Source organism: Caballeronia sp. J97 (assembly GCF_905220305.1).
In the GTDB taxonomy this organism is placed as follows: Bacteria; Pseudomonadota; Gammaproteobacteria; order Burkholderiales; family Burkholderiaceae; genus Caballeronia.
Genome location: NZ_CAJMZL010000013.1, coordinates 110378 through 127943 on the forward strand (window position 1 = coordinate 110378; position 17566 = coordinate 127943).

Below are 17566 nucleotides of genomic sequence, written 5' to 3' on the forward strand. Positions count from 1 at the left end.
GAAGACGTTTTTCCACGGGTTATCCACAGTTCTGCGTGGATAATTAAGGTGTACGTTTGTTCTATGTCGCTTAGAATGGCGACTTTGCCGACATGGCGTTATAGTCGGCAGGAAAACAGCGCCACGCGCAGTACCATAAGAAGGCGCAGAACGAAGAGAGTTGCAACGTCCCCATTCAGGCACCGCTAATTGGCTTGGCACGCCTGAATTTTGAGACGGCGGGGACCGAGAACGAAGGACCGTACGCAAGGGGTTCGGAGAACTTTTCTGCGAATGGCGATTCGGACCAGGTGTTCGCTTCACGCGAACGTGCCGTCAAAACACATAAGCGGAACAACAAGCGAAAGACTATGAGTGAAGGCGTTTACGGAGAGCAGGCGACGGGGCGGGTGACCCACGGCCTGCTGAGGCTGAGCACCGCGATGCGCAGCCAGGCATGGGAATGGGCGGAAGGCGCGGGGCTGACGCCGACCCAGGGTGAAATTCTCGTTCTGCTGATGCAGCGCAAGGGGCCGATGCGCCTCGGCGAGATCGCACGTGAAACGGCGCTGACCGCCGCCACGACGAGCGATGCGGTGAGCACGCTCGAAGGCAAGGGTCTCGTCGAGAAACGTCGCGCGCTCGACGACGGCCGCGCGCTCGCCGTGCGTCTGACCGCTCGTGGCCGCACGGCTGCGAAGAAGGCGCTGCAATGGCCGGACTTCCTCGCGAAGGCGGTCGGCACGTTGCGCGAGGACGAGCAGGTGGCGTTCTATCGCACGCTGCTCAAGACCATCCGTCAGCTCGAATCGCAGCAGCAGATTCCGGCGCACCGCATGTGTCTCTCCTGCTCGCACTTCGAAGCGAGCAAGAATCCGAAGAAGACGCCGCATCACTGCGCGCTTCTTCAGATCGACATGGCGGACACGGATCTGCGGCTCGACTGTTCGGTATACGAAGAAGCCGACGTCGCGACGCAAAAGAAGAGCTGGAAGGTCTTCGCGCAGGTCGCCTGATCCGGGCGGACGGGGTAAAAGCCATCTGGCGTCATCCGGCGCTGTGGGGCCGCGGCGAGTCGGTTAGACTGTGCCCGTCGCGCCTCACCGCGAGGCGCGGCTCGTCACAAACTCGTTCCGAGCCACGCGCAGTCGACCTACGGAAAGCCGCCGATGAAACATGAAGTCCTGGCGATTCGCCACGTCTATTTCGAAGATCTGGGCAGCCTCGAACACGTGCTCGGCGATCGCGGCCATCTGGTGCGCTATCTGGATGTCGGGCGCGGACGCATCGATGCGCCCAATCCGCTCGATCCTTCCTTGCTCGTCGTGCTAGGCGGGCCGATCGGCGCCTACGAAGACGCGCACTATCCGCATCTCGCGCCGCTGCTTTCGATGCTCGAGAAGCGCATCGCGGCGGGCATGCCGACCATCGGCATCTGTTTGGGCTCGCAGCTGATCGCGCGGGCGCTCGGCGCGCGGGTGTATCCGTCGGGCAAGCTCGAACTCGGCTGGTCGCCGCTCACGCTTACCGACGCGGGGCGCGCGTCCGCGCTGCGGCATCTCGAAGCCGACGGCGCGCCAGTCCCCGTCTTCCACTGGCACGGCGATACCTTCGATCTCCCCAGGGACGCGACGCTGCTCGCCTCCACCGACCTGTGCGCGCATCAGGCTTTCACCTGGGGCGATCACGTGCTCGCGCTGCAGTGTCATCCGGAAGTGCTCGTGGAGCGCTTCGAAAGCTGGCTCGTCACGTATCCCGGCGATATCGCGAGGAGCGGCACGACGGTCGCCGCGCTGCGCGAGGAAACCGCGCGGCACGGCGCGACGCTCGAGCGGGCCGCCCGCGCGATGTTCGGCGAGTGGCTCGACCGCTTCACTTCGGGCGCGCGCTGAACGTGTGATGGTATGAACCATCGCGCGGCCGACATTTCTGCGCGTCGTGATTTGCGGTGCTATTCTCGATCGCTCCTTTTCTAGCGACGAGTCACCGCCATGAGCGCGCTGTTCACTCCCACGACCCTACGCAGCCTCCAGCTCCCGAACCGCATCTTCGTGTCGCCGATGTGTCAGTACTCCGCCGAGCGCGGGGAGGCCACCGCCTGGCACATGATCCATCTGGGGCAGCTCGCGTTGTCGGGCGCGGGCATGCTGTTCATCGAGGCGACGGCCGTCGAACCGGACGGGCGTATCACGGCGGGCGATCTCGGTCTTTGGGACGATGTCACCGAAGACGCGCTGCGTCCGGTGCTCGCCGCGATCCGCCAGTATTCGAAGATCGCGGTGACCATGCAGTTGTCGCACGCGGGCCGCAAGGCGTCGAGCCGCAAGCCGTGGGAAGGCGGAGCGCTGATCTCCGTCGCCGATGGCGGCTGGATGACCTGCGCGCCGTCCGCCCTTGCGCATAAGCCGGAGGAAACGCCGCCGCTCGCGCTCGATGCAGCCGGACTCATCCGCGTGAAGGATGCGTTCGTCGCGTCGGCGAAGCGTGCCGCGCGGCTCGGCATCGACGGCATCGAAGTGCACTGCGCGCATGGCTATCTGCTGCATCAGTTCCTGTCGCCGATCGCCAATCAGCGCACCGATGAATACGGCGGCTCGCTCGAAAACCGCATGCGCTATCCGCTCGAAATCTTCGATGCCGTGCGCGCCGCGTTTCCCGCCGACAAACCGGTCGGCGTGCGCGTCTCCGCGACCGATTGGGTCGAAGGCGGATGGAGCATCGAAGACACGATCGCGTTCGCATCGGAGTTGAAGAAACGCGGCGTCGACTGGGTCGACGTATCGTCGGGCGGGGTCTCGCCGTTGCAGAAGATTCCGCTGTCGCCGGGCTATCAGGTGCCCTTCGCACAGGCCGTGAAGGAAGCGACGGGCGTCAACACCGTCGCGGTCGGGCTGATCACCGAGGCGAAGGAAGCGGAAGAAATCGTCGCGAGCGGCCAGGCGGATTACGTCGCGATGGCGCGCGCGATGCTCTACGATCCGCGCTGGCCGTGGCACGCGGCCGCCGAGCTGGGCGCGTCCGTCACGGCGCCGCCGCAGTACTGGCGCTCGCAGCCGCGCGACCAGAAGAACCTCTTCGGCGAGATCACAATCGGGCAACGCTGAAACATCGCGGGCATCGCCCGGGCGGTTGAGCATTTGCGCATCGGGAGTGTAGGATACCGGTGTGTCGGACGGGACTTCGTTCGACCGAGCGAACGCGGCGGCATCGAAGCCACCGCGTTTTTTTTCATCCCGATGTTCATCCCGATCGCGCGGGAGCGAAGCGTTATTTAAGGATTCGTTCGATGAGTTCACGCAGGGTCACCGTTCGCCGCTCCGGCGTCCACGGCAAGGGCGTGTTTGCCGTGAAGCGGATCGCCGCGGGCGAGCAGGTGATGGAGTACAAGGGCGAGCGCATTTCGTGGAAGGAAGCGCTGCGTCGCCATCCTCACAATCCCGACGAGCCGAATCACACGTTCTACTTCGCACTCGACGACGGCCGCGTGATCGACGGCAAGATCGACGGCAACAGCGCGAAGTACATCAACCATTCGTGCGCGCCGAACTGCGAGGCCGAGGAAGTCGAAGGGCGCGTGTTCATTCACGCGCTGCGTGACATCGAGGCGGACGAGGAGTTGAACTACGACTACGGGCTCGTCATCGACGGCCGCATCACGAAGAAGCTCAAGAAAGAATACGAATGCCGATGCGGCGCGAAGAAGTGCCGCGGCACGATGCTCGCGGTGAAGAAGGAAAAAAAGAAGAAGTAAGCCGCGCGCGGCAATCGGAAAGAGCCACGGATCGACCGCCGTGGCTCTTTTTTATTCCGCGGCTGGTTTGTCTTCCTTCAGCGGCATGCGCACGACGAAGCGCGCGCCGCCCTCGGGCGCATCCTCGTAATGCACGGTGCCGCCGTGCAGCATCATGATGTCGTGAACGATCGCCAGCCCGAGACCGGCGCCGCCTTCCACGCTTTGTCCGTCGCCACGGAAAAAGCGCTTGAAGAGATCCGGCTGCTGATCCGGCGGCACGCCGGGCCCGTTGTCTTCCACGACCACCTCGCCGAAACGGCGGCCGTTCGCGTCGCTCCACTCCGTCACCGTCATCGTGATGCGCGCGCCTTCGTTGCGGAACGGCGGAATGTACTTGAGCGCGTTATCGATCAGATTCGCGAGCACTTCGCGCGAGAGCACGACGTTGCCGCGCACGATCATCGGATGCTCGTTCTCGGGATCGTCGAGCCGCTGGAAGCCGAGATCGACTTGCGCGGCGAGGGCGCGCGGCACCCATTCCGCGCCGGTTTCGAACGCGAGCGCGGCGAGGTCGAAATCGGCGAAACGCGCAGCCTGTTCGCCCGGCTCCGCGCGCGCGAGCGACAGCAACTGATTCGACAGACGCACCGCGCGATCCGCCGATGCGCGCAATTCCTTCACCGCTTCGATGGCCTTTGCGGGATCGCGTGAACTGAGCGCCTGCTCGGCGTGCAGCTTGACCGCGGTGAGCGGCGTGCGCAGTTGATGCGCGGCGTCGGCGATGAATTTGCGCTGCGCATCGAGCGCGGTTTGCAGGCGCACGAGCAGGCCGTTCATCGCGCTCGTGAGCGGGCGGATTTCGCTCGGCACATACGTCTCGTCGACGGGTTCGAGCGAGATATGCGTTTGCTGGTTGAGCGTGTCGGCGAGATCGGTGAGCGGATTCAACTGCTGGTTCACGACGCGCCACACGATCACCCATCCGGCGAGCAGCAGCAACAGCAGCGGCATCATGATCGCGATGAGGAACTCCACGGCGATCCGATAACGCGAACCGACGCGCTGCGCCACTTCGACGACGATCGGATTGCCGGTCGGCTGCGGCACGCGCACTTGCGCCGCGCGCACGGAGACGCCCTGAAAATGCGTCTCGAAGACATACGCGTAGTGGATGCGGCGCACGTTGGTGCCGGTCAGCGGCAGATCGGGCTCCCCGGCGATTTCCTCGTCGCCCGTGCTGATGCGGTAGATGAGCTGCTCGACGGGATCGGAGAACATCGCCTGCGCGAGCGGCGGGACGGTGACGGGCGCATCGACGCCCGCGAGCTGGATCTGCTTGGAGATGGCGGTGGCGAGATCCGCGAGCGAGCGGTCGACGACGTGCTGCGTGTACTGCCACGCGAGCCAGTACGCCATGAGCCCGCTCATCAGCGCGAGCAGCGACAGCGGTGCGGCGAGGCGGCGCAGCAGCGTGCGCCGCAGACTCGGAGGCACCGGCGTTTCGGTGGCTTTCGATCGCGCCAGATCGAGCCAGTCTTCGCGGGCGAAACGCTGATCGCCCGCGCGGCGGGTGGGAAATCGCAAGGCGGTCTACGGCAGAAGCATTACGCCGCTTGCCGGATCTCCTGAAGCAGATAGCCGAAGCCGCGCACCGTCACGATTTCCACGCGCGTGTTCTCGAGTTTCTTGCGCACGCGATGCACATACACTTCGATGGCCGTATCGCCGAGATCGCCGCCGAAGTGCGTCAGATGATCCTGCAACTGCGCCTTGCTCACCACGCGGCCATGACGCAGCAGCAGCATTTCGAGCACCGCGAATTCGCGCGGCGAGAGCTCCAGCGGACGTTCGTCGTTGAAGATGCGACGGTCGACGCCTGACAGGCGCAAGCCGCCCAGCGACACCTCGGGGCGGGGCACGTCGCCGTGCGGGCCGCTGCGACGCATCACGGCGCGGATGCGCGCTTCGAGCTCCTGCGGCTCGAAGGGCTTCAGCATGTAATCGTCGGCGCCGCTGTTCAGGCCCTGCACGCGGTCGTGCAACTCGTCGCGCGCGGTGAGGATGATCACCGGCGTGTGGCGATTGCCCTGGCGGAAACGCGAGAGCAGCGTCATGCCGTCGATGCCGGGCAGGCCCAGATCGAGAATGACGAGTTCGTGGCGGTTCTGCGCGAGAGCCTGCTCGGCGAAGATGCCGTCATGCACCATGTCGACCGTGAAGCCGGATTGTTCGAGGCTGCTTTGAATGCCGCGCGCGATGGGGCGGTCGTCTTCGATCAGAAGGATTCGCATGGAGTCGCTCAAGTACAATGGGTTGAGCTCAAGCGGGCGGGGCGGTCGGTGGCATGGTCACATGCACGACGGCGCGGCGCGGGCTCGAGCCGGTTCAAAACTCACATCTCATGCGGCGTTGCGCGACCGTATCCTGAAAGCCGCGAGCGGCCGTACACCGAATGTATTTCTGCCCGGACATGGCTGTCATCTCGATCAACGAACTCGAAGCCGCGATCAACTACTGGCGCGGCCGCTCCCCGTCTAGCGGCGACGAACTCAGCCTCTGCAAGGAGGCGAGCGCGCTGTCCAGGCCCTATGCGCTGCTGATTGTACAGCGTCAGTCCGGCCTGCCGCCCGAGCAACTGGACGACGAAGCGCGCGCCGCCTGGGAAGCTTACGAGCGCTTCAGGAATGGTAGTCCAGACTGAAAGCTAGCTGACACCAAAGCTTTCTTTTTGCTTTTCGAATGCTTCCATTTATCCCGATTTAGCGTATTCGCGTGTGATTTTCGCCTTTCGGCGATGTCATCATTGGTAACACGCAGGTTACCTTGTTTGCTACCGTAAGGAATTCGTCAAACACGCGTGAAACGGCCCTTTCGCGCGTGGGGTTTGTGAGCATGGCCGTGTGGTTGCGATAAAGTCGCATTTGTCCCGGCTCTCGCGCACGTCCGCCTCATGCTCGAACTCGATCATTTCGACCTCGCCCTCATCGATGTGCTGCAACGTTTCGGGCGCGCCACGCATCAGCAACTGGGCGAGCAGGTGCCGCTTTCGCCTTCGCAGATCGGGCGGCGTCTGCAGCGGCTGGAAGCGACCGGCGTGATCGAAGGGTATCGGGTGGTATTGCGGCCGGAGAAGCTCGGCCTGGGCGTGACGGCGTTCACGAGCCTGAAGCTGAAGCATCACGGCGATTCGATCATCGAACAGTTCCAGCAGCAGATCGAAATGCTGCCGGAAGTGCTCGAATGCCATGCGACGGTGGGCGACGCCGATTATCTGTTGCGCATCGTCGCACCGGATCTGAACGCGCTATCGGGCTTCGTAATGAAAAAGCTGATGCGCGTGCCGGGCGTCGACAGCGTGCGCTCGAACATCGTGCTGACGACGTTCAAGCGCAACGGCCCGCTGCCGCTGTCTCACCTGGCCGACGACGCCTCGGGGCTCAGCAGATCCACGTAGGCGAGCGGCACGAGGTCCGTGTGCGCGACGCCGAGACGCGCGAACATCGCGTGCGCTTCCTCTTCGCCGCCGGCTTCGTCGTCATCCTGGCCGAGCACCACTTCCAGCTCGATGAAATCGCCCAAGCCGTCCACGCGGTCTAGATGAATGCGCGTGCGCCCGACGAGATAGACATGCCGCTCTTTTGAGACGATGCCGCGCGTCGTCAGCGCCTGCGCGAGCAGCGCGTGCATCGCTTCGGGATTCGTCACCGGGCTGCGTGAGTAATACGACACTTTCGGGCCGTCGCGGTCGTCGCGCTGATAGAAGATCAGCTCGGACGGCGTGCCGTCGTCGAACTGGCGCAGCTTGAGGCGTCCCGTCGGGACGTCGTAGAAGAAGTCCTGCTGGCGGAAAACCAGCGGCGCGTCGGGGGCGAGCGCGGCCGCGCGTTCGCGCAGTTGCTCGAATTGATGCGCGCGCGCCTTGATTTCGATGTTGCGTGCCATGAAGACTCCTCGAACACAGTTGGATGGATGAGCGAGGGCTCAGCCTAGCAAACAATCGATGAAGCTCGCTTGAACGAAATGGCGCGCGGGCTCGGGATTTCCACTGAGATATCGTTTCAAACCGCCCATTGAGCGTCGATCAGTCGCAGCGCCGCCGCGATCGCCGGTTCTTCCCGGCGCTCCGCGAGCGCGACGAAGGACAACTGGGTCGGCACGGTGACGCCTTCGACGATCGTCAGCGCGTGCGCATGCGCCTCGCCGAGCGCGATCGAATCGCGAGCGAGCGAGAGGCCGACGCCCGATTTGACGAGATCGAGCATCGACGGCTCCTGATCCACTTCCGCGACGATCACGGGCGTCGCACCCGCCTCGCGGAAGATACGCGACAAAAGCCGGTGGTGCGCGGACTCCGGCGGCGTCCAGATCCACGGCAGCCTGGCGAGCGCCGCCCAGTTGCGCTTGCCCGTGTTGACGCGGTGATGCCAGCCGGCCGGCGCGAGCACGCGGTAGAGAAACGGCGTGAGCCTGACGACGTGAAAGCGCTCGCTGTCGCGCGTGCCGTCGATGGCCGGATCGCCGATGTAATAGCCGACGTCGAGATCGCGCGCCTTCACCCGCTCCAGCACCCATCCCGACATGCCGTGCCGCAACGACGTCTCGATGCGCGGATGCGTTTCCACGAGTTGCCGCAAGAAGCCGCCGAGACGCAGGAATTCGGGATCGAGAATCGTGCCGATGCGCAATGTGCCGCTAACTTCGTGTCGCAGCGCAGCAGCGGCGCGCTGGACGTCGGCGGCGGCCGCGAGTGCGCGTTCGGCGTGCGGCAGGAGCGCTTCGCCATCGCGCGTGAGCAAAAGCCCGTGCGATGTCCGCGAAAACAGCACGACGCCGAGCATCTCCTGCAGATTCTTGATCTGCAGGCTGACGGCCGGCTGCGTGAGGTGCAGCCGCGCCGCGGCACGCGTGAGATTGCCTTCGCGTGCGACGGTGAGAAAGGCGCGCAGGAGTGTGTAGTCCATCGGCTGATATTAAGGCTTCTTATATCCCAGTTGAACATATCTCATTGGATTCGGGGTGCATCCGGCAGTAGGCTCGGCCAATTACATACAAGAGAGACATCATGGGCGAGACACACCAGAGCGAAGCGCGAGTCAGTCAACTGACGCATTTCATCGGCGGCGCACGTGTCGAGGGCGAGAGCGAGCGCTTCGGCGACGTATTCAATCCCGCGACGGGCGCCGTCGCCGCGCGCGTGCCGCTCGCGGGCGCATCGGAAGTCGATGCCGCCGTCGCCGCCGCGAAAGCCGCGTTCGCCGAATGGAGCGAAACCGCGCCGATCAAGCGCGCCCGCGTGCTCTTCAAGTTCAAGCAACTGCTCGACGAACATCACGACGAACTCGCCGAAATCATCACGCGCGAGCACGGCAAGGTGTTCAGCGACGCGAAGGGCGAAGTGATGCGCGGCATCGAGATCGTCGAGTTCGCATGCGGCATTCCCAATCTCCTCAAGACCGATTTCACCGATCAGATCGGCGGCGGCATCGACAACTGGAATCTGCGTCAGCCGCTCGGCGTGGTCGCGGGCATCACGCCGTTCAATTTCCCGATGATGGTGCCGTGCTGGATGTTCCCCATCGCGATCGCGACCGGCAATACGTTCGTGTTGAAGCCATCGGAGCGCGATCCGTCGGCATCGATTCGCCTCGCGGAATTGCTGAAGGAAGCCGGCTTGCCCGATGGCGTGTTCAACGTCGTGCACGGCGATAAAGTCGCTGTCGATGCGCTGCTCGCACATCGGGATATCGAAGCGCTCTCGTTCGTCGGCTCGACGCCGATCGCCGAATACATCCACACCGAAGGCACGAAACACGGCAAGCGCGTGCAGGCGCTCGGCGGTGCGAAGAACCATCTCGTCGTGATGCCCGACGCGGATCTCGACCAGGCCGTCGATGCATTGATCGGTGCGGCATACGGTTCGGCTGGCGAGCGCTGCATGGCGATTTCGGTTGCGGTCGCGGTGGGCCACATCGCCGACGAACTGATCGAACGCCTCACGCCGCGCGTGAAATCGCTCGTCATCAAGAACGGCATGGAAAGCGATGCCGAAATGGGACCGCTCGTCACGGGCGCGCATCGCGCGAAGGTGGAGGGTTATATCGATGCGGGCGTCAAGTCGGGCGCGACGCTCGTCGTCGATGGACGCGGGCACACGGTCGATGGCCATGAAAACGGCTTCTTTCTCGGCGGCACGCTGTTCGACAACGTGAAGACCGACAGCACCATCTACAAGGAAGAGATCTTCGGCCCGGTGCTTTCCGTCGTGCGCGTGCCGGACTTCGCGAGCGCGGTCGAACTCATCAACCAGCACGAGTTCGCGAACGGCGTGTCGTGCTACACGAGCGATGGCGGCGTCGCGCGTGCCTTCTCGCGGCAGATCAAGGTGGGCATGGTCGGCATCAACGTGCCGATCCCGGTGCCGATGGCGTGGCATTCGTTCGGCGGCTGGAAGCGTTCGCTGTTCGGCGATCATCATGCATACGGCGAAGAAGGCGTGCGCTTCTATACGCGCTACAAGAGCGTGATGCAGCGTTGGCCGGACAGCATCGCGAAAGGCGCCGAGTTCACGATGCCGGTGGCGAAGTAAATTCGGTCATCGAAGGCCGCGCAAGACGGCACACAGGAGACAGCGATGAAACAGGACGCGCGCAAGCTGGAAGGCGAATTCGACTACATCATCGTCGGTGCGGGTACCGCGGGTTGCGTGCTCGCGAAGCGCCTCACCGAAGATCCCGACGTGAACGTGCTGCTGCTCGAAGCGGGCGGCAAGGACGACTATCACTGGATTCACATTCCGGTCGGCTATCTGTATTGCATCGGCAATCCGCGCACGGACTGGCTCTACAAGACGCAGGCGGAAGCGGGACTGAACGGCCGCAAGCTGTCGTATCCGCGCGGACGCGTGCTCGGCGGATGTTCGTCGATCAACGGAATGATCTACATGCGCGGCCAGCGTGAGGACTACGACGACTGGGCGCATATCAGCGGCGATCCGAACTGGTCCTGGGATTCGGTGCTGCCTGTCTTCAAACGCAGCGAGGATCATCACGGCGGCGGCAATCAGTGGCACGGCGCGGGCGGCGAATGGCGCGTCGAGAAGCAACGGCTGAAGTGGAAGATTCTCGAGACCTTCGCGCAAGCCGCGCAGCAAAGCGGCGTTCCCGCCACCGATGACTTCAATCGCGGCGACAACGCGGGCGTCGGTTATTTCGAAGTGAACCAGCGCAGCGGCATTCGCTGGAACGCGGCGAAGGCCTTTCTGCGCGAAGCGATGAAGCGTCCCAATCTCACGACGATCACCGGCGCGCATACGCAACGTCTCGTGTTCGAAGGCGCGCGTTGCGTCGGCGTGGAGTATCGCGGCGGCGATGTCGATTATCTCGCGCGAGCGCGTTGCGAAGTGATCCTCAGCGCGGGCGCGGTGAATTCGCCGCAGATCCTCGAACTCTCGGGCATCGGCAACGGCGCGCGTCTGCAGCGACTGGGCATCGACGTCGTGAAGAGCCTGCGCGGCGTCGGCGAAAATCTGCAGGACCACTTGCAATTGCGCATGGCCTACAAGGTCACCGGTGTGCGCACGCTCAACACGCTGTCGGCGCATTGGTGGGGCAAGCTGTACATCGGCATGCAATACGCGCTGATGCGCAGCGGCCCGATGTCGATGGCGCCGTCGCAACTCGGCGCATTCGCAAAATCCGATCCCGACGATGCGTCGATCACCCGGCCCGATGTTCAATACCACGTTCAGCCCTTGTCGCTCGAACGCTTCGGCGAGCCGCTGCATGCGTTCAACGCGTTCACGGCATCCGTGTGCAACTTGCGGCCGACATCGCGTGGCAGCGTCCATATCGAATCGCCGGATACGCGTGCAGCGCCGTTGATCGCGCCGAATTATCTGTCGACGGACCACGATCTCGAAGTCGCCGCGAATGCGCTGCGGCTCACGCGGCGCATCGTGAGCGCGCCCGCGCTGGCGCAGTACAAGCCCGAGGAGATTCTTCCGGGCGTCCGGTTCCAGACGCAGGAAGAGCTCGTCGAAGCGGCCGGCAATGTGGGCACGACGATCTTCCACCCGGTCGGCACATGCCGGATGGGCACGGACAACGATCCCGGCGCGGTGGTCGACAGCCGCTTGCGCGTGATCGGCGTGCGCGGGCTGCGCGTGGTCGATGCATCGGTGATGCCGACGATCACATCGGGCAACACGAATTCACCGACCTTGATGATCGCGGAGCGCGCGAGCGAGATGATCCGCGAGGACAGACGCAGCATCGAGGCGCAGGAAGTGATCGCAACCGCGCTTGCGTGACAGATCGATGAATCGCGCGCTTCACATGGTGAGATGACGCGTGCATGGCGTCTGCATGACGCGATTCATTCGATGCTTATATGCACAAAGAATAAACACGCTCCGTGCCCCGGTTGCGTGCATGCGCCGAGGCTCCAAGCAATTCGTTAGTTAGTGCAAATCCCAATGATTGCGCTGCATCATTGGCGCGACAATGGCCCCGGAATTAGTGATGCTCGGCATGCCACGTGCACACTTTGTGCGGCCGCAACAGCGGCCCGCGAAGCAAGGCAGTACCGGAATGGAGACAACGTTCGGGTGCGCGCGGAAAGAAATAATAAGGCGCAGGCGAACGGGGTTTGCCCAGCGTCTCACTTCGCATGGAAGGGGACATGATTCTCGGCGACACCATTCTCGAAACGCGAGGGCTCACGAAGGAATTCAAAGGCTTCACGGCCGTGAACGGCGTGAACCTGCGCGTTCGCCGCGGCTCGATCCATGCGCTGATCGGACCGAACGGCGCAGGCAAGACCACCTGCTTCAATCTGCTCACCAAGTTTCTCGAACCCACTGCGGGTCAGATCGTTTTCAACGGCGTGGACATCACGCGCGAACGCCCGGCGCATATCGCGCGGCGCGGCATCATCCGCTCGTTTCAGATTTCCGCCGTGTTTCCGCATTTGACGGTGCTGCAGAACGTGCGCATCGGCTTGCAGCGGCAACTCGGCACGTCGTTTCATTTCTGGCGCAGCGAGCATTCTCTCGACGCGCTCAACGACCGCGCGATGGATCTGCTTACGCAAGTCGGTCTCACCGATTTCGCCGATACGAAGACCGTCGAGCTTTCGTACGGCCGCAAGCGTGCACTGGAGATCGCGACCACGTTGTCGATGGAGCCTGAACTGATGCTCCTCGACGAACCGACGCAAGGCATGGGCCACGAGGACGTCGATCGCGTGACGGCGCTGATCAAGAAAGTGTCGGCTGGCCGCACCATCCTGATGGTCGAGCACAACATGAACGTGATCGCGGGCATCTCCGACACCATCACCGTGCTTCAGCGCGGCGAAGTGCTCGCCGAAGGCAGCTACGCGGAAGTGTCGAAGAATCCGCTCGTGATGGAAGCCTACATGGGCAGCGCCGATGCGGCGCTCACCGGAGCGCATGCATGAGTACGATCGTGGAGGAGCGCCGCTCGCGCGAGGCGAACGGCGCGGCGGGCAATGTGCCCGCGCTGGAAATTTCGGGTCTGCAGGCGTGGTACGGGGAGTCGCACATCCTGCACGGCGTGGATCTCAAGGTGAATCGCGGCGAAGTCGTCACGCTGCTGGGCCGCAACGGCGCTGGGCGCACGACCACCTTGCGCGCCATCATGGGTCTGACCGGGCGAAGGACGGGTTCGATTCGGATCGCGGGGCACGAGACCATTGGCCTCGCCACACACAAGATCGCGCATTACGGGGTCGGCTACTGTCCGGAGGAGCGCGGCATTTTTTCGAGCCTGTCCTGCGAGGAAAACCTTCTTTTGCCGCCGCTGATCGGCAGCGCGAAAGACGCGATGTCGCTCGACGAGCTCTATTCGATGTTCCCGAACCTGAAGGAGCGCCGCGCCAGCCAGGGCACGCGTCTTTCGGGCGGCGAGCAGCAGATGCTGGCCGTCGCGCGCATTCTGCGCACGGGCGCGAATCTGCTCCTGCTCGATGAAATCTCGGAAGGTCTCGCGCCGGTCATCGTGCAGACACTCGCGCGCATGATCCTGATGCTGAAGTCGCGCGGCTACACGATCGTCATGGTCGAACAGAATTTTCGTTTCGCGGCGCCGCTCGCGGACCGCTTCTACGTGATGGAGCACGGAAACATCGTCGAGCATTTCGGCGCGGGGGAACTCGAAGCGAAGATGCCGGTGCTGCACGAATTGCTCGGAGTGTAATCGATCCCGTGCGCGGCACATCGGAAGGGCAACACCAGTAACACCGCATCAAATCAAAACTCATGGAGACTGGAATGAAAAAGAAGACCCTCGCGCGCCTCTCTACTCTGTGCTTTGCGGCTGCGGCGGCGAGTGTGGCGGTGATGAGCAGCAGCGCCAACGCCGCCGACGGCAACAGCGTGAAGATCGGCTTCGTCACCGATCTGTCGGGCCTCTACGCGGACATCGACGGCCCGGGCGGGCTCGAAGCCATTCGCATGGCGATCGCGGATTTCGGCGGCAAGGTGAACGGCAAGCCCATCGAGCTGGTTTATGCGGATCACCAGAACAAGGCCGATATCGCGGCATCGCGCGCGCGCGAATGGATCGACCGTGACGGCGTGAACGTGATCATCGGCGGCACGAACTCGGCGACGGCGCTTTCCACCGCGCAGGTCGCGGCGGAAAAGAAGACGCCGTACATCAACATCGGCGCGGGCGCGGACAACCTGACCAACGAGCAATGCTCGCCGTACACGGTTCACTACGCGTACGACACGATGGCGCTCGCGAAAGGCACCGGTTCCGCGGTGACCAAGCAGGGCGGCAAGACCTGGTACTTCCTGACCGCCGACTATGCGTTCGGCAAGGCGCTCGAAAAGAACACGTCGGACGTCGTGAAGGCGAACGGCGGCCAGGTGCTGGGCGAAGTGCGTCATCCGTTGTCGGCGTCGGACTTCTCGTCGTTCCTGCTGCAGGCGCAGGGATCGAAGGCGCAGGTGCTCGGCCTCGCGAATGCGGGCGGCGACACGATCAACTCGATCAAGGCGGCAAAGGAATTCGGCATCACCAAGTCGATGAAGATCGCCGCGCTGCTCATCTTCATCAACGATATTCACAGCCTCGGGCTCGAGACGACGCAGGGCCTCGTCGCGACGGATAGCTGGTACTGGAACAAGGACGAAAACACGCGCAAGTGGGCGCAGCGCTACTTCGGCAAGATGAAGAAGATGCCGTCGAGCCTCCAGGCCGCGGACTACTCCGCCGTGACGACCTACCTGAAGGCCGTGCAGGCAGCGGGGACGACCGACAGCGACAAGGTGATGGCCCAGCTTCGCAAGACGAAGATCGACGATTTCTACGCGAAGGGGACGATCCGCGAAGACGGCGCGATGATTCACGACATGTACCTGATGGAAGTGAAGAAGCCGTCGGAATCGAAGGAGCCGTGGGATTACTACAAGATCACCGCGACGATTCCGGGCGATCAGGCGTTCGGCACGAAGGCGGAGTCGCGCTGCAAGCTCTGGAAGTAAGCGATCGGCAGTGCCTCATGGGGCAACAACGCGTTCGCGCGGCAGGCGGCTGAAGGGCCGCCTTGCCGTCGCAACCGCGTCAACACGTTTCTGACGGCAGGTTCAATGGAAATATTCGGCATTCCACTCGCCGCAATGATGAGCCAGCTGCTGCTCGGGCTGGTGAACGGCTCGTTCTACGCGATCCTGAGCCTCGGGCTCGCGGTGATCTTCGGCCTGCTCAACGTCATCAATTTCGCGCACGGTGCGCTCTTCATGCTGGGCGCGATGCTCGCGTGGATGGGCTACTCCTATCTCAACATCCCGTACTGGGCGATGCTCGTGCTCGCGCCGGTCATCGTCGGCGTGTTCGGGGTGCTCGTCGAGCGCTCGATGCTGCGCTGGCTCTACAAGCTCGATCATCTCTACGGGCTGTTGCTCACCTTCGGCCTCACGCTCGTGGTGGAAGGCGTGTTCCGCTCCGTCTACGGTTCGTCGGGGCAGCCTTACGACGTGCCGTCGCTGCTGTCGGGCGCGACCAATCTCGGCTTCATGTTCCTGCCGAACTATCGCGCCTGGGTGGTCGTCGCGTCGCTGGTCGTGTGCTTCGCGACGTGGTTCGTGATCGAGAAGACGCGCGTCGGCGCCTACCTGCGCGCGGGCACCGAGAACCCGAAGCTCGTCGAGGCGTTCGGCATCAACGTGCCGATGATGATCACGCTCACCTACGGCTTCGGTGTCGCGCTCGCGGCGTTCGCGGGCGTGCTCGCGGCGCCGGTGATCCAGGTGTCGCCGCTGATGGGCCAGTCGATGATCATCACCGTGTTCGCGGTGGTCGTGATCGGCGGCATGGGTTCGATCATGGGCTCGATTCTCACGGGCCTGCTGCTCGGCGTGATCGAAGGCTTCACGCGCGTGTTCTATCCGGAAGCGTCCGCGACGGTCGTCTTCGTCATCATGGCGATCGTATTGATGATTCGCCCGGCAGGACTCTTCGGCAAGGAAAAATGATGCAGAGAAAAGCGCTCTACGGCCTGTTGCTCATCGGCCTGATCGTGGCGCCGTTCGTCGGCGTATATCCGCTGTTCATGATGAAGGTGCTGTGCTTCGCGCTCTTCGCGGCCGCGTTCAATCTGCTGATCGGCTATACGGGATTGCTGTCGTTCGGGCACGCGATGTTCCTCGCGTCCGCGGGCTACATCACCGGCTATGCGATCCAGACGCTCAACTTCACGCCGGAACTCGGCGTGATCGCGGGCACGGCGGCGGCGACGCTGCTCGGCCTGGTCGCCGGTCTGATCGCGATTCGCCGGCAGGGCATCTACTTCGCGATGGTCACCCTCGCGCTTGCGCAGATGGTGTACTTCGTCTTTCTCCAGGCGCCGTTCACGCACGGCGAAGACGGCCTGCAGGGCGTGCCGCGCGGCAAGATGTTCAACGTGGTCGATCTCGGCAACGACATCACGCTCTACTACGTCGTGCTCGTCGTGATGCTGCTTGCGTTCGCGCTGATCGTGCGCATCGTGCATTCGCCGTTCGGACAAGTGCTGATCGCGATCAAGGAGAACGAGCCGCGCGCGATCTCCCTGGGCTACGACACATCGCGCTACAAGCTGCTCGCGTTCGTGCTCTCGGCGGGTCTCGCCGGCTTCGCGGGTGCGATGAAGACGCTCGTGCTCGGCTTCGAGACGCTCGGCGACGCCCACTGGACGATGTCCGGCCTCGTCGTCCTGATGACGCTCGTCGGCGGCATGAGCACGATGTTCGGGCCGCTGCTCGGCGCGGCGATCATCGTTGCGCTCGAAGACCGGCTCGGCGACATCGGTGCGGGCATCGCGCGGATAACGGGCGTGTCGTGGTTCAACTCGCTGGGCGAATCGGTGACGATCGTGACGGGTCTCATCTTCATCGCTTGCGTGCTGGTTTTCCGTCGCGGGATCGTTGGCGAGATCGTCGCGCGGGTCCGGCCGCTGCAAGGGTGATGCGATTTAGTTGGCGTTGCCAACGAATCGGCTTGTGGAAGATCGCCGCTGTATTGCAAGAAATACGCCCCGTTGAGGTGCTTTTGTGCACCACTAGGGTAAATGCTAGGTTGTCGCGCAATGTTTCGTTCTTTAACATGCGTCCTAGTTCTGTTGCACCCAGATTTTTTGAGGTGGAGAACGAGGAGACATGAGGCACGAAGTGCCCGACCGAAAAGCGCTGTTGGATGATTCCAACAGCGCTTTTTTATTTGCCTGTCGATAATACGAATAAATATTCGACGGCATTATAGGCGGGGTTTTCCCGAGAGTTTCGGGACTCGCGCGGCAGCGCTGCAAAAACGCTGAAAAAACAACGCTGAGGCGCGCCCAAAACCCTTC

At 63.3% G+C, this 17566-nt stretch carries 17 protein-coding genes; 13 read left to right on the forward strand and 4 right to left on the reverse strand.

Annotated features, from left to right (window positions below):
* Positions 1-350: 350 nt before the first annotated feature.
* The 4 genes from U4Y90_RS18365 (at position 351) to U4Y90_RS18380 (ending at position 3730) form a co-directional block, all read left to right on the forward strand.
* On the forward strand, positions 351-995 hold the full coding sequence (locus U4Y90_RS18365; RefSeq protein ID WP_061116613.1) for a MarR family winged helix-turn-helix transcriptional regulator: 645 nt from the start codon (positions 351-353) through the stop codon (positions 993-995).
* 153 nt (positions 996-1148) lie between these two features.
* Complete coding sequence (locus U4Y90_RS18370) at positions 1149-1871, forward strand: glutamine amidotransferase (protein ID WP_321796605.1); 723 nt, start codon at positions 1149-1151, stop codon at positions 1869-1871.
* Positions 1872-1970: 99 nt separating this feature from the next.
* Positions 1971-3083, forward strand: coding sequence for an NADH:flavin oxidoreductase/NADH oxidase (locus U4Y90_RS18375; protein ID WP_321796606.1), 1113 nt, complete (start codon positions 1971-1973; stop codon positions 3081-3083).
* A gap of 182 nt (positions 3084-3265) precedes the next feature.
* On the forward strand, positions 3266-3730 hold the full coding sequence (locus tag U4Y90_RS18380) for an SET domain-containing protein (protein ID WP_321796608.1): 465 nt from the start codon (positions 3266-3268) through the stop codon (positions 3728-3730).
* Between the two features lie 51 nt (positions 3731-3781).
* On the opposite strand, the gene U4Y90_RS18385 is transcribed toward U4Y90_RS18380, so the two are convergent.
* Together U4Y90_RS18385 and U4Y90_RS18390 are read right to left on the reverse strand one after the other, a co-directional pair.
* Positions 3782-5236 carry a sensor histidine kinase gene (locus U4Y90_RS18385; protein ID WP_321796705.1) on the reverse strand — a complete coding sequence of 485 codons (1455 nt, stop codon included), beginning with the start codon at positions 5234-5236 and terminating at the stop codon, positions 3782-3784.
* A gap of 80 nt (positions 5237-5316) precedes the next feature.
* Positions 5317-6003: a response regulator transcription factor gene (locus U4Y90_RS18390; protein ID WP_008352418.1), complete on the reverse strand. Its 687-nt coding sequence runs from the start codon at positions 6001-6003 to the stop codon at positions 5317-5319.
* Positions 6004-6182: 179 nt separating this feature from the next.
* On the opposite strand from U4Y90_RS18390, the gene U4Y90_RS18395 reads away from it, so the two are divergent.
* On the forward strand, positions 6183-6413 hold the full coding sequence (locus tag U4Y90_RS18395; RefSeq protein ID WP_321796707.1) for a DUF3717 domain-containing protein: 231 nt from the start codon (positions 6183-6185) through the stop codon (positions 6411-6413).
* A 249-nt stretch (positions 6414-6662) separates the two neighbouring features.
* Positions 6663-7166, forward strand: a complete 504-nt coding sequence (locus U4Y90_RS18400; protein WP_321796611.1) for an Lrp/AsnC family transcriptional regulator — start codon at positions 6663-6665, stop codon at positions 7164-7166.
* On the opposite strand, the gene U4Y90_RS18405 is transcribed toward U4Y90_RS18400, so the two are convergent.
* Positions 7124-7654 (reverse strand): class IV adenylate cyclase, encoded by a 531-nt coding sequence (locus U4Y90_RS18405; RefSeq protein WP_321796613.1) that lies wholly within the window; start codon positions 7652-7654, stop codon positions 7124-7126. The two genes, U4Y90_RS18400 and U4Y90_RS18405, sit on opposite strands and share 43 nt — an antisense overlap.
* Positions 7655-7770: 116 nt before the next feature.
* Entirely contained in the window at positions 7771-8673 is a 903-nt protein-coding gene (locus U4Y90_RS18410; protein ID WP_321796614.1) for a LysR family transcriptional regulator, read from the reverse strand.
* Between the two features lie 101 nt (positions 8674-8774).
* Here U4Y90_RS18410 and U4Y90_RS18415 point away from each other — a divergent pair, with 101 nt between their 5' ends.
* From U4Y90_RS18415 to U4Y90_RS18445, 7 genes are all read left to right on the forward strand, one after another.
* On the forward strand, positions 8775-10298 hold the full coding sequence (locus U4Y90_RS18415) for a CoA-acylating methylmalonate-semialdehyde dehydrogenase (protein ID WP_321796616.1): 1524 nt from the start codon (positions 8775-8777) through the stop codon (positions 10296-10298).
* A gap of 45 nt (positions 10299-10343) precedes the next feature.
* Complete coding sequence (locus tag U4Y90_RS18420) at positions 10344-12020, forward strand: GMC family oxidoreductase (protein WP_321796618.1); 1677 nt, start codon at positions 10344-10346, stop codon at positions 12018-12020.
* 371 nt (positions 12021-12391) lie between these two features.
* Positions 12392-13171 (forward strand): ABC transporter ATP-binding protein, encoded by a 780-nt coding sequence (locus U4Y90_RS18425; RefSeq protein ID WP_321796620.1) that lies wholly within the window; start codon positions 12392-12394, stop codon positions 13169-13171.
* A complete protein-coding gene (locus U4Y90_RS18430; RefSeq protein WP_321796622.1) occupies positions 13168-13929 on the forward strand; it encodes an ABC transporter ATP-binding protein in 762 nt (253 codons plus the stop codon). Before U4Y90_RS18425 ends, U4Y90_RS18430 begins: the two co-directional genes overlap by 4 nt.
* A 74-nt stretch (positions 13930-14003) precedes the next feature.
* On the forward strand, positions 14004-15224 hold the full coding sequence (locus U4Y90_RS18435; RefSeq protein ID WP_321796623.1) for an ABC transporter substrate-binding protein: 1221 nt from the start codon (positions 14004-14006) through the stop codon (positions 15222-15224).
* A 105-nt stretch (positions 15225-15329) separates the two neighbouring features.
* A complete protein-coding gene (locus U4Y90_RS18440) occupies positions 15330-16214 on the forward strand; it encodes a branched-chain amino acid ABC transporter permease (RefSeq protein ID WP_321796625.1) in 885 nt (294 codons plus the stop codon).
* Positions 16214-17185, forward strand: a complete 972-nt coding sequence (locus U4Y90_RS18445; protein WP_321796709.1) for a branched-chain amino acid ABC transporter permease — start codon at positions 16214-16216, stop codon at positions 17183-17185. Before U4Y90_RS18440 ends, U4Y90_RS18445 begins: the two co-directional genes overlap by 1 nt.
* The last annotated feature ends 381 nt before the right edge of the window (positions 17186-17566 follow it).

What these genes read in the sequence shown, in the direction of transcription:
- U4Y90_RS18365 (WP_061116613.1), top strand. Translation starts at nt 351, where the DNA reads ATGAGTGAAGGCGTTTACGGAGAGCAGGCGACGGGGCGGGTGACCCAC.
- U4Y90_RS18370 (WP_321796605.1), top strand. Translation starts at nt 1,149, where the DNA reads ATGAAACATGAAGTCCTGGCGATTCGCCACGTCTATTTCGAAGATCTG.
- U4Y90_RS18375 (WP_321796606.1), top strand. Translation starts at nt 1,971, where the DNA reads ATGAGCGCGCTGTTCACTCCCACGACCCTACGCAGCCTCCAGCTCCCG.
- U4Y90_RS18380 (WP_321796608.1), top strand. Translation starts at nt 3,266, where the DNA reads ATGAGTTCACGCAGGGTCACCGTTCGCCGCTCCGGCGTCCACGGCAAG.
- U4Y90_RS18390 (WP_008352418.1), bottom strand. Translation starts at nt 6,003, where the DNA reads ATGCGAATCCTTCTGATCGAAGACGACCGCCCCATCGCGCGCGGCATT.
- U4Y90_RS18395 (WP_321796707.1), top strand. Translation starts at nt 6,183, where the DNA reads ATGGCTGTCATCTCGATCAACGAACTCGAAGCCGCGATCAACTACTGG.
- U4Y90_RS18400 (WP_321796611.1), top strand. Translation starts at nt 6,663, where the DNA reads ATGCTCGAACTCGATCATTTCGACCTCGCCCTCATCGATGTGCTGCAA.
- U4Y90_RS18405 (WP_321796613.1), bottom strand. Translation starts at nt 7,654, where the DNA reads ATGGCACGCAACATCGAAATCAAGGCGCGCGCGCATCAATTCGAGCAA.
- U4Y90_RS18410 (WP_321796614.1), bottom strand. Translation starts at nt 8,673, where the DNA reads ATGGACTACACACTCCTGCGCGCCTTTCTCACCGTCGCACGCGAAGGC.
- U4Y90_RS18415 (WP_321796616.1), top strand. Translation starts at nt 8,775, where the DNA reads ATGGGCGAGACACACCAGAGCGAAGCGCGAGTCAGTCAACTGACGCAT.
- U4Y90_RS18420 (WP_321796618.1), top strand. Translation starts at nt 10,344, where the DNA reads ATGAAACAGGACGCGCGCAAGCTGGAAGGCGAATTCGACTACATCATC.
- U4Y90_RS18425 (WP_321796620.1), top strand. Translation starts at nt 12,392, where the DNA reads ATGATTCTCGGCGACACCATTCTCGAAACGCGAGGGCTCACGAAGGAA.
- U4Y90_RS18430 (WP_321796622.1), top strand. Translation starts at nt 13,168, where the DNA reads ATGAGTACGATCGTGGAGGAGCGCCGCTCGCGCGAGGCGAACGGCGCG.
- U4Y90_RS18435 (WP_321796623.1), top strand. Translation starts at nt 14,004, where the DNA reads ATGAAAAAGAAGACCCTCGCGCGCCTCTCTACTCTGTGCTTTGCGGCT.
- U4Y90_RS18440 (WP_321796625.1), top strand. Translation starts at nt 15,330, where the DNA reads ATGGAAATATTCGGCATTCCACTCGCCGCAATGATGAGCCAGCTGCTG.
- U4Y90_RS18445 (WP_321796709.1), top strand. Translation starts at nt 16,214, where the DNA reads ATGCAGAGAAAAGCGCTCTACGGCCTGTTGCTCATCGGCCTGATCGTG.